This window comes from Winogradskyella sp. A3E31, from assembly GCF_046720935.1.
In the GTDB taxonomy this organism is placed as follows: domain Bacteria; phylum Bacteroidota; class Bacteroidia; order Flavobacteriales; family Flavobacteriaceae; genus Winogradskyella.
This window is the reverse complement of record NZ_JBHNWH010000002.1, coordinates 385,975-397,567: the sequence shown is the minus strand read 5'-3', so window position 1 is coordinate 397,567 and position 11,593 is coordinate 385,975. Positions and strand designations below refer to the sequence as shown.

Below are 11,593 nucleotides of genomic sequence, written 5' to 3'. Positions count from 1 at the left end.
TTTCTAACTATAATTGGAAAGGCTTTTTCTTTATATTTGTTTATCTGTCATTCCCGTGAAAACGGGAATCTAAATAATTATGATTTTTTAAAGATTCCTGCCTACGCAGGAAATGCTATGAACGAAAACCTAGACCCAACGAACGAAAACTTTACACCAGAAGAACTCGATGTCGAAAAGAAATTGAGACCACTCACGTTCGATGATTTTACAGGTCAGGATCAAGTATTAGAAAATTTATTGATTTTTGTTCAAGCCGCAAATCTTCGGGATGAAGCCTTAGACCATACCCTTTTTCATGGCCCTCCAGGTCTTGGAAAAACAACGCTAGCTCACATTCTTGCTAATGAATTGGATGTTGGTATTAAAGTAACTTCTGGTCCTGTATTGGATAAACCAGGGGATTTAGCCGGATTACTCACTAATTTAGAAGACAGAGATGTTCTGTTCATTGATGAAATTCACCGCTTAAGTCCCATTGTAGAAGAATACTTGTATTCTGCTATGGAAGATTATAAGATTGATATCATGATTGAATCAGGGCCGAACGCAAGGACGGTTCAAATCAATCTTAACCCTTTCACATTAGTGGGTGCAACCACCCGTTCAGGGTTATTGACGGCTCCAATGCGAGCTCGATTTGGGATTAGTAGCCGATTACAATATTATAATACAGAGTTATTGACCACAATTGTTCAGCGCAGTGCTACAATTTTACAGGTCCCAATATCAATGGAAGCTGCCGTTGAAATTGCGGGTCGTAGCCGAGGAACACCACGTATAGCAAATGCATTGTTAAGACGTGTTCGGGATTTTGCACAGATAAAAGGTGATGGAACTATAGATATCAAAATTGCCAAGTTTGCATTAGAAGCGTTGAACGTTGATGCCCATGGCTTGGATGAGATGGACAATAAAATATTAACTACCATCATAGATAAGTTTAAAGGTGGTCCTGTTGGCATTACCACTTTAGCGACGGCAGTCAGTGAAAGCTCTGAAACCATTGAAGAAGTTTACGAGCCGTTTTTAATCCAACAAGGCTTTATTATGCGAACCCCGCGAGGTAGAGAAGTTACGGAACAAGCCTATAAACACCTTGGAAAAATAAAGGGGCCAGCACAGGGCGATTTATTTTAATTTGTTTTTGTACCTTTAGTCTTTCCCTTCCTAATTAATAGCTTAACTGAACTCTATTTAAATTAGTTTGCTATGCCCATTTATATGGATTACCATCACTTTCCTGGTGTTACAGTCGAAGATGTGAAAAAAGCCCACATGGCTGATAAACAAATGCAAGACAAGTATGGCGTAAAATATCATCAGTTTTGGGTAAATCAAGAAGCAGGGACTATTTTTTGTTTAATTGAAGGTCCTAATCCTGAAGCTTGTGAAAATGTTCATAAAGAAGCTCATGGTGATGTGGCTTGCAATATTGTTGAGGTTGAAGCAGGATTGGTAGATGCATTTATGGGTAAAGGTCACAAGGTCGATCATGGTATAGTCTATTATAAGGACGGAAAGATTGATACAGGTTTTAGATTTATACTCATTGTAGATATACTGGCAAAAACAGACCAGGCCAATGTAAGTGATATGCGCCGATTTAAAACCCCTAGACTTGCAAGAAATGCTGTGTTTGAAATCGTTGATAAAAATAAAGGCACCGAAGTTAAAAATATAAGTGACGATAGTATAATTGTTGTATTTAATGAGGCAGCTGTAGCTTATCAATGTGCTAGAGGCATTCAAAAATTGCTGTCAGAAAACCGAGATATAGAATTTAGAATAGGACTTACTGAAGGTCAGCCTGTAACCCATAGTGATGGTTTTTTCGAAGACGCCATAGATTACACCAAACAATTGGCTCTTTTAGCAAATAATGGTGAAATAGTATTGTCTAAAGACTTTTCGAAATTACTCATATATAAAAGAGAAAAGAGTATTGCAAATATTAAAATTGTAAGCGAGACTCAACAAAAATTCATAGAACGGTTTTTTGAATATACAGAGAAAAATCTTTCAAATGAAAATTTCAGTATCGGTAATATTAGTCAGGATATGGGTATAAGTCGCCCACAGGTTTATCGAAAAATAATAGCTTTAACAGGGAGGTCGCCACTACATTTTGTGCGTGATATCAAAATGAAAATAGCTATGAATTTAATAAAAGAGAATAAGCTCTCAATTTCCGAAATTGCTTATGAACTTGGGTATTCAAACCCATCATATTTTAGTAAGAATTTTAAAAGTAAGTTTGGGGTTTCTCCTTCTCAAATTATGTTAGCATCTTAATTAACTTATATGATTTTCTAAAATCACAATTTCCTTAAAAAGTGTTGGTTTAATTGTAAATAATAGGCTAGGGGTCTATTAATGAAACATTTGAGGCACTCTTTGAATAAAACGAGGTGCTGTTTTTTTCTGATCCTCAATAAATTTGAGGAAATCATAAATCATAGAAAAATGAAAAACAGAAACTCAATGTTAGGGAAGTTGCTATTAGCTATACTATTCTTAAACGTTCAAATCCTTATGGCTCAAAATAGTGGAGGAGGCATAGATCAGAATTACCCTAAAGCTGAAGAAGAAATTATGGAAACCATGAATGGCATAGTACAAAGTATTAAAGATGGTGATATAGATAAGTTAATTGCTTTCCATGCTTATGGCCCAAAATTTACTGAATTTAAAATGGGGGAACCAAGAGTCGGTGGTGAAGCCAATGAAGATCATGAGCGTAATGTGTTTGGAAACGTTACAGAAGTTCTAAAGTTTGATGCTAAAGACTTAAAGATTGCTGTGTATTATGGCAATGTCGCAAACGTGACTTTCCATTCGGATTTTCATTTAAAATTTGAAGACGATATAGTGGTTGTAAATGATCAGATATCGTTACTGTTTGTTAAGACAAAAAAAGGAGATTGGAAAATTGTACATGAGCATCATTCCCCTTTAAAATCAGAATAAATTATTATAGAATAAGCGCTAACCAAAACACAAAATTATGAGCTATCAAGATTTATCCGGAGAGATTATCACCCCCAAAGACACCAATTACGACGAGGCAAGAGCTATTTATAATGCTATGATTGACAAAAAACCAGCATTAATTGTAAAATGCAAAAACACCCAAGATATTGTCAATGCAGTTATTTATGCCAGGGATAACCATATTGAGGTATCTATAAAAAGTGGTGGCCATAGTGGTGCAGGTTTGGCCTTAGTTGATAATGGACTTGTAATAGACCTATCAGAAATGAAAGCTATAGAAATCGATCCAAATTCTAAAACAGCCATCGTACAATCTGGTAATACATTGGCAGATGTTGATGCTGCTACCCATGAGCATGGTCTAGCTTTACCAAGTGGTATTATCGGTACAACAGGTATAGGGGGAATCACTCTCGGTGGAGGTTTAGGCTATTTGAGTCGAAAAGGAGGATTGACTATTGATAACTTATTAGAATGTGAAGTCGTTTTAGCTTCAGGGGAGGTAGTTACAGCAAATAAGTATAAAAATTCAGATTTATTTTGGGCATTAAGAGGTGGCGGTGGAAATTTCGGTGTCGTAGTATCATTTAAATTTAATTTAATTGAGGTAAAGAATGTTTATGCAGGTCCAATGTTTTGGCCTATAGAACAAGCAAAGGAGGCAATGGAATTTTATGATACCATCACAAAGAATGCTTCAAACGACCTTTATGGTTTTTTCGCATTTTTAATTGTACCACCAGCTGACCCCTTCCCAGAACATTTGTGGAATCAAAATGTATGTGGTGTGGTATGGAATTATACTGGACCAATAGAAAATGCAGAAGAAGTTTTTACACCTATTCGTCAGTTTGGTCCACCAATTTTAGACTTTGTTGGTGAAATCCCGATGACAGCTTTAAACACGATGTTTGACGCTTTATATCCTCCAGGGCTGCAATGGTATTGGCGCGCCCATTATATTAAGGAATTGACACCAGAATCTATAAAAATAAATATTGAGCATGGTTCTAAAATACCAACTATGCATACCACAACACATTTGTACCCAGTAGATGGTGCTTGTCATGAGGTTTCCAATTCTGAAACGGCATGGGCAAATAGAGAGGCGCGTTGGTCACAGGTAATAGTAGGAGTTGACCCTAAACCTGAGAAAGCTAGTGAGATAACCGAATGGTGTAAAGATTATTTTAATGCTTTAAAACCACATGCTATGGGTGGTGCGTATGTAAATTTTATGATGAACGAAGGACAAGAACGCATAAAAGAGGCCTATAAGAATAATTACGAAAGATTAGTAGAGGTAAAAACTAAATACGATCCAGATAACTTCTTTCATATTAATCAGAATATAAAGCCAAAACCGTAATTAATCTTATTTTAGTGCTGTGGAAAACAAACGGCACTACACCCAACTCATCAAAACCGAAGCCAAACGCCTCGGTTTTTTGTCTTGCGGTGTTAGTAAAGCTGAATTTTTAGAAGAAGAAGCACCTAGATTAGAAGCCTGGTTGAACAAGAATATGCATGGCGAAATGCATTACATGGAAAACCATTTCGATAAGCGTTTAGACCCAACAAAATTGGTAGAAGGCTCTAAAAGCGTGGTGTCTTTATTATTAAACTACTATCCAAGCCAAGAGCAAACAGCAAATAGTTATAAGATTTCAAAATACGCTTACGGAACGGATTACCATTTTGTGATAAAAGACAAGCTCAAAGCGTTGCTACATTTTATTCAAGAAGAAATTGGTGAAGTTGGTGGTCGTGCTTTTGTAGACTCTGCTCCGGTTTTGGACAAAGCTTGGGCGGCAAAATCTGGTTTAGGATGGATGGGCAAGCACTCAAATTTATTGACTCAAAAAGTCGGCTCATTCTATTTTATTGCAGAATTGATTATTGATTTAGAATTGGATTATGATACACCGGTGACAGACCACTGTGGTTCTTGCACAGCCTGTATCGATGCTTGCCCAACCGAGGCTATTGTAGAGCCTTACGTAGTCGATGGCAGCAAGTGTATTTCGTACTTTACGATTGAATTAAAAGATAATATTCCTTCAGAATTTAAAGATAAATTCGATGATTGGATGTTTGGCTGTGATGTTTGCCAGGACGTGTGTCCGTGGAACCGCTTTTCAAAATCGCATAACGAACCTTTATTTAACCCATATCCAGACTTATTATCCATGACCAAAAAGGATTGGGAAGACATCACTGAAGATACTTTTAAAAAAGTATTCAAAAAATCTGCTGTAAAGCGGACTAAGTTTGCTGGATTAAAAAGAAATATTAGGTTTTTGAAGTAACCTTTACTGATGTAGATTCCCGTATAATTAAATCTGTAGGTAACTCAACGGTTTTAAAGTTAATAGGTTCTTGCGCTTTTCTTTTTTTGATTTCACTGAATAATAGTTTAAAAGCTTTACGACCCATCTTATAACCAGGCTGATTTATAGTTGTTAAAGATGGGGATATAACAGATGACATAAACCAATTACTGAACCCAACAATAGCGATGTCTTCTGGAACCTTAATGTTATTTTTGTTAAAGGTATTAAGAGCACCAACTGCGACCAAGTCTGTGTTAATAAAAATACCATCTACATCTTTATGATTGGCAATTATGTCCTCAGCATAATTTTGCCCCTCTTCAAAACTAACATCATTACAAATAAATACAATTGAAGGATCATAGGTAATACCATGATCTTCCAAGGCTTTTTTGTAACCTAAAAAACGATCAATTGAATTTTGTGGTAAAAGTGGTCCTCTAAAATGAGCTATTTTTTTACAACCTATGTCTATAAGGTGTTTTGTGGCTTTATATCCAGCTTTTCGATCATCAATAATAACTTTAGAGCACTGTACTAGTTTGGCTATTTTATCGAACATAACAAGTGGCACTTCATGTTCTAGTATAGTATTGATATGGTCAAATTTTACTGATGCATTCGCTAAGGATATAAGAATACCATCAACACGTTTACTCAATAAAAGGTCAATCTGTTTTTTTTCTAACTCATAGGATTCATTGGACTGAAGGATGATTACCAAATACCCTTTTTTTTCTGCTTGCGCAATAATACCCTTAATAACACTCGAAAAAAAATGATGGACCACTTCAGGGATGATTAACCCAATAGTCTTTGATTCTTTAGTTCTTAAATTTACTGCAAAGGCATTTGGCTTATAATTAAGGATTTCAGCCGTTTCCTTGACTAATCTTTTGGTCTTTTTACTTACATCTGGGTAATCTTTCAATGCTTTTGAGACAGTAGTTATACTAATGTTTAAGGTCTCTGCAATTTGCTTTAAGGTAACAGGTTTCATATCTATCTAAGGAATATGGTTCAAGGTAACACTCTATTAATAATAGGTCTAAAATAATAAAAACGAAAACGTTTTCGGTAAAACGAAAACGTTTTCGATGCGAAATAATTATTTTAATTCACTTGTGATTATACATTTGTTCAATAATTACTAAAAATTTTATTGAATTATCAAAATTAACTAAAGATGAAATCAACTAAACAAACATGTTTAATGCTTTTTGCCTTCTTATTTACGGTGACAGGTATTTTTGCACAATCTACTATTTCTGGAAAGGTAGTGGATGAAACTGGACTGCCAGTAACTGGTGTCAATCTTATTTTAGATGGCACAACAAAAGGAGCAGTTTCAGATTTTGATGGGGTATATGCCATTACAAATGTAGACGATGGTACCTATACACTAAGAGCTTCCTATTTAGGATTTAAATCTTACACACAGTCAGTAACTGTAGCTGGTAGTGATGTTACTGTTAACATTACACTTTCAGAAGATGCAGAAGCTTTGGATCAAATTGTAGTTACTGGGGTTACCAATCCAAGATCTAAGATTGAATCTAGTGTGTCTATCACAACGATGAGACCAAACAACATAAAGCAATCTGCACCAAGAACAACAGCAGAAATCTTTAGAACAGTACCAGGTATTCGATCAGAATCTTCAGGTGGTGAAGGTAACGCAAACATAGCTGTAAGAGGTGTACCTGTATCTTCAGGAGGTTCTAAATATGTGCAATTACAGGAAGATGGTTTGCCTGTATTGTTATTTGGTGACATGTCTTTTGCTACAGCCGATATTTTTACACGATTTGATAATAATGTAGGAAGAATAGAAGCTGTAAGAGGTGGGTCAGCATCAACCTTATCTTCAAATTCCCCAGGTGCTATCATTAACTTCATTAGCAAAACAGGAAAAACAGAAGGAGGTTCTTTAGGAACTACATTTGGATTAGATTATAATTCTTTTAGAACAGATTTTGATTATGGAGCTCCAATTGCTGATGATTTATATTTTCATGTTGGTGGATTCTACAGAGTTGGTGAAGGTATTAGAGAAACTGGTTTTACGGCAAATAATGGTGGTCAGATAAAATTTAACCTTACTAAAGAATTTGAAAAAGGATATGTGCGCTTAAATGCAAAGTATTTAAACGATAGAGCAGCGGCCTATTTGCCAATGCCGATTCAGGTAACTGGAAGTAATTCAGATCCAAACTGGGAAAACGCACCAAACTTTGATGCAACAAGAGGGTCTTTACATAGCTCTTATCTTACACAAAATGTTGGATTGGGTGCAGATGGACAATTACGCCGTTCTAACGTTGCGGATGGGATGAATCCTATTTCAACATCTGTAGGTATTGATGCCTCTTTTGAGTTGATTGATGGTTGGAAAATTAGAAACAATGGTCGCTTCTCTTTCAATAAAGGACGTTTTGTTTCGCCATTCCCTTCAGAAGTTGCAACAGCATCTAATATTTTAGGTGGCGGTTTTGCTACGGATAATGGTTGGGACTCATTGGTTTATGCTACAGATGGCTCTGCTGTTAATGGCAATGACTTGGTGGCAAGAATACACATGTTCGATACCGAACTAAATGATTTTAATAACTTTATGAATGATTTAAGATTGACTAAATCATTCGATAATGTTGATGTAACAGTTGGTTACTTTAAGTCCTTACAAAATGTTTCGATGTCATGGTTATGGAATTCTTATTTGCAAGAAGTGGATGATGATAATGCAAGATTGATTAATGTATTAGACGCAGCGAGCAACCCGCTTAGTACAAATGGGCTTTATGCTTATGGTGTGCCATTTTGGGGAAATTGCTGTACTCGTAATTATGATACTCAGTATAATGTTTCTGCACCTTATGCAAACGTTTCGTTTGAAGCTTCAGACAAGATTAATATTGATGCCAGTATTAGATATGATAAGGGTAGAGTTGATGGTTCTTTTGCAGGTACCGTTCAAACACAATTTGACATAAACAATGATGGTAATATTTCTGCACCAGAGCAGTCCGTATCTGCAGTAGATACAGCAAACCCTACAGCTGTGGATTATGATTATGATTATGTGTCTTACTCTTTAGGTTTAAATTACAAGGTACAAGATAGACAGGCGTTCTTTGCAAGATATAGCCGTGGTGCTGCTGCTAAGGCGGATCGTATACTTTTTTCAGGATTGGATTACTTAGATGGAGATAGAGTTAATGCTCTTGATTTTATTAACCAAGCAGAAGTTGGATATAAGCAAGGATTTGATAATGGTAGTGTTTATGCAACGTTTTTCTATGCAAAAACATCTGAAGAAGGTGGTTTTGAAGCAACTTCCAATTCTATAATAGAAAATGATTATAGCTCGTTAGGAATTGAATTAGAGGGAACATACAATGTCAATGATTTCAACCTTAGAGGTGGTGTAACTTATACAAATGCCAAGATAGATTCTGGTGATAATGATGGTAATACACCGAGAAGACAACCAGATTTTATATACAATTTAATTCCATCTTACACCTTTGGTGCTGAGAAACAGAACAATTTAGGATTGAGTTTTATTGGCCAAACTGAGGCATTTGCGCAAGATTCAAATGAATTGATTATGCCAGGATTTGTAATAATCAATAGTTTTATCAATTTCGGTATTGCTAAGGATTTAAGTGTAAATCTATCTGCAAACAACCTCTTTGATTCTCTAGGAATTACTGAGTCTGAAGAAGGAGCTATCACCGAAGGGCAAGTAAACTATATAAGAGCAAGACCAGTCCCAGGACGTTCAATATCCCTTGGGCTTAACTATAGCTTTTAATTTTTTGAAAATTAAATTTTGAGTTGATTGATTGATTGTTAAAAGAGTCAATGTGTAACTTTATACGTTGGCTCTTTTTTCTAAGAATAATTTAAGGGCACATTATAAAAGTGTTTTCAAAAAAAATAGTAGTATGAGAAAGCTAAAACCAAGTTTAAGTTTCTGGCAAATCTTTAACATGAATGTCGGATTTTTAGGAATCCAATTTAGTTTTGGTCTGCAACAAACAGCTGTTAACCCTATCTTTTCTTTTCTTGGAGCGAGTAATGAAGATCTTCCGCTCCTTAACCTAGCTGGACCAGTCACGGGTTTAATAGTACAACCTATTATTGGGGCAATCTCAGATAAAACTTGGTCACCAAGATGGGGTCGTCGTAAGCCGTTTTTCTTAATAGGTGCAATTATTGGTAGTCTGTGCCTTTTTGCTTTCCCATATAGCCCAACCTTATGGTTTGCTGTTGGATTACTATGGATATTGGATGTTGGAAACAACATGGCAATGGAACCATACCGAGCATTTGTTGGGGATAAATTGCCTAACAAGCAGTTGAGTTTTGGATATCAGATGCAAAGCTTATTTGTTGGTGCCGGTATCGTTTTGGCTAATGCTTCTATTTTTATTTTCCAAGATTGGTTTGGTGGACAGGAGGTGGTCGATGAATCAGTTCAGTCCATACCAAAATGGCTATACTATTCATTTTTTATTGGGGCTATTCTTTCAGTTTCTACGATACTATGGTCAGTTTTAAAAACACCAGAAATACCACCAGACACAGAAGAGTTGGAGGATATTAATAAACATAGGGCACTACCTTTTTCAGAGCGTATAAAAACACCTTTCCTTGAAATCCTAGATGCTATTAAAGAGATGCCCAAATTTATGTGGAAACTTTCTGGAGTGTATCTTTTTCAGTGGTATGCGTTGTTTATTTATTGGCAATTTATTTCTCCAATGTTTCAAGAAAGCTTGAGTTTTGATAAATCTCAAGCGTTGAGCCAAGCGGCAAAAATGAATACTACTTATAATATTTCAACAATTGTTTTTGCATTGGCATTGGTGCCTTTAGCGCTAAAATGGGGTGGAAAAAAAGTATATGTATTCAGTTTGTTTTTAACAGCCATTGCGATGCTTTTGATTCCAAATATTCAAGATCCAACCATGGTTTTGTATCCAATGGTTCTGTTTGGTATTGGATGGGCAGCAATGATGGGGATTCCATATTCTATGGTTTCTAAAATTGTACCTCAAGAGAGACGGGGAGTTTATATGGGTATCTTAAATATGATGATAGTGATACCAATGGGTATTCAAACATTGACCTTTGGCCCAATCGTAAAAAACTTACTAGGAAATAGCGCCGTCAAAGCTATAATTTTTGGGGGAATATGTTTTGCCATTGCAGGACTTTTGGCACTAAGGCTAAAACAGCCAGAAGCTGCTAACAATAGTCTTTTAATGGATGAAGAGAGTAATTAATAGATGTTAAATCGGAAACATTAAGATTAATTTTGGAAAGTAGTCAGAAAAATATAGATATTTTATGTGTAGGTGAGGTTCTTGTCGATTTCATTGGACACCAGAAAGAGGTGAAAATAAATGAAACTAGAGATTATCACAGATATTTAGGAGGATCGCCAACTAATGTTGCCATGAACTCTGCAAGGCTTGGATTAAAATCCAAAATGGTTGCCACAGTAGGTCACGATGGTTTTGGTGAATACATTTTTAAACGATTAGGTGAGGTAGGAGTAGACACTACTTTTATCCAAAAAATTAATAAACCTACAAGTGTTATTTTTGTGTCGCGTACAGACGGCACACCAGATTTTATAGCTTTTAGAGAAGCTGATACTAAGATTTTTGAAAGTCAAATACCAGTAGAAGTACTTTCGCAAACAAAGATTTTTCACACCACCTGCTTTGCGCTGAGTAGGCAACCTGCACGTGACACCATAATCAAAAAAGCAGAAGAAGCTTTTAAGCTTGGTTGTAAGCTGAGTATTGACCTTAACTATTCAAAAAAGTTATGGCATAGTAAAGAAGAGGCCATTGAGGTAATTCGTTCTTATTGTAGATTTAACCCTCTCATTAAAATAAGTGAAGATGATATGTCTCGTCTTTTTGAAAAATCACTTCCACATTCTGAGATTTTTGAATTTTTTCATCATCAAGGCGTGGAAACGGTTTGTTTAACTCTGGGTAAGAATGGGGTTAAATTGTCTCAAAAAGACATTGGGATAATTGAAATGCCTGCAGTACAGATTGAAAAAGTGATGGATGCCACTGGCGCAGGCGATGCTTTTTGGTCGGGATTCCTATTTGCCTATATAAAGGAAAAATCAATGCAAGAGTGTTTGGAGATTGCCTTGCAATTAGCAGCTCTTAAATTGCAAAATGTTGGAAGGTTGCCAGACAACATCAACATTTTATCCAAACTTTTATAGCTTT

At 35.9% G+C, this 11,593-nt stretch carries 9 protein-coding genes; 8 read left to right on the top strand and 1 reads right to left on the bottom strand.

Features of this window, described 5'->3' with window-relative positions:
• Nucleotides 1-117: 117 nt before the first annotated feature.
• The 5 genes from ruvB to queG all read left to right on the top strand — a co-directional run bounded on the left by ruvB (nt 118) and on the right by queG (nt 5,303).
• Nucleotides 118-1,140 (top strand): Holliday junction branch migration DNA helicase RuvB, encoded by a 1,023-nt coding sequence (gene ruvB, locus ACFEMA_RS04215; RefSeq protein ID WP_411766764.1) that lies wholly within the window; start codon nt 118-120, stop codon nt 1,138-1,140.
• Between the two features lie 72 nt (nt 1,141-1,212).
• Nucleotides 1,213-2,295, top strand: a complete 1,083-nt coding sequence (locus ACFEMA_RS04210; RefSeq protein WP_411766763.1) for a nickel-binding protein — start codon at nt 1,213-1,215, stop codon at nt 2,293-2,295.
• A gap of 171 nt (nt 2,296-2,466) precedes the next feature.
• Nucleotides 2,467-2,970 (top strand): YybH family protein, encoded by a 504-nt coding sequence (locus tag ACFEMA_RS04205; protein ID WP_411766762.1) that lies wholly within the window; start codon nt 2,467-2,469, stop codon nt 2,968-2,970.
• Nucleotides 2,971-3,007: 37 nt separating this feature from the next.
• Nucleotides 3,008-4,363: an FAD-binding oxidoreductase gene (locus tag ACFEMA_RS04200; protein ID WP_411766761.1), complete on the top strand. Its 1,356-nt coding sequence runs from the start codon at nt 3,008-3,010 to the stop codon at nt 4,361-4,363.
• A 19-nt stretch (nt 4,364-4,382) separates the two neighbouring features.
• Nucleotides 4,383-5,303: a tRNA epoxyqueuosine(34) reductase QueG gene (gene queG, locus ACFEMA_RS04195; RefSeq protein WP_411766760.1), complete on the top strand. Its 921-nt coding sequence runs from the start codon at nt 4,383-4,385 to the stop codon at nt 5,301-5,303.
• On the opposite strand, the gene ACFEMA_RS04190 is transcribed toward queG, so the two are convergent.
• Nucleotides 5,287-6,327, bottom strand: coding sequence for a LacI family DNA-binding transcriptional regulator (locus ACFEMA_RS04190; RefSeq protein ID WP_411766759.1), 1,041 nt, complete (start codon nt 6,325-6,327; stop codon nt 5,287-5,289). The two genes, queG and ACFEMA_RS04190, sit on opposite strands and share 17 nt — an antisense overlap.
• A 186-nt stretch (nt 6,328-6,513) precedes the next feature.
• On the opposite strand from ACFEMA_RS04190, the gene ACFEMA_RS04185 reads away from it, so the two are divergent.
• The 3 genes from ACFEMA_RS04185 (at nt 6,514) to ACFEMA_RS04175 (ending at nt 11,589) form a co-directional block, all read left to right on the top strand.
• Entirely contained in the window at nt 6,514-9,144 is a 2,631-nt protein-coding gene (locus ACFEMA_RS04185) for a TonB-dependent receptor (RefSeq protein ID WP_411766758.1), read from the top strand.
• A 133-nt stretch (nt 9,145-9,277) separates the two neighbouring features.
• Nucleotides 9,278-10,621, top strand: coding sequence for an MFS transporter (locus ACFEMA_RS04180; protein WP_411766756.1), 1,344 nt, complete (start codon nt 9,278-9,280; stop codon nt 10,619-10,621).
• 32 nt (nt 10,622-10,653) lie between these two features.
• Nucleotides 10,654-11,589: a carbohydrate kinase family protein gene (locus ACFEMA_RS04175; RefSeq protein ID WP_411766755.1), complete on the top strand. Its 936-nt coding sequence runs from the start codon at nt 10,654-10,656 to the stop codon at nt 11,587-11,589.
• Nucleotides 11,590-11,593 lie beyond the last annotated feature (4 nt).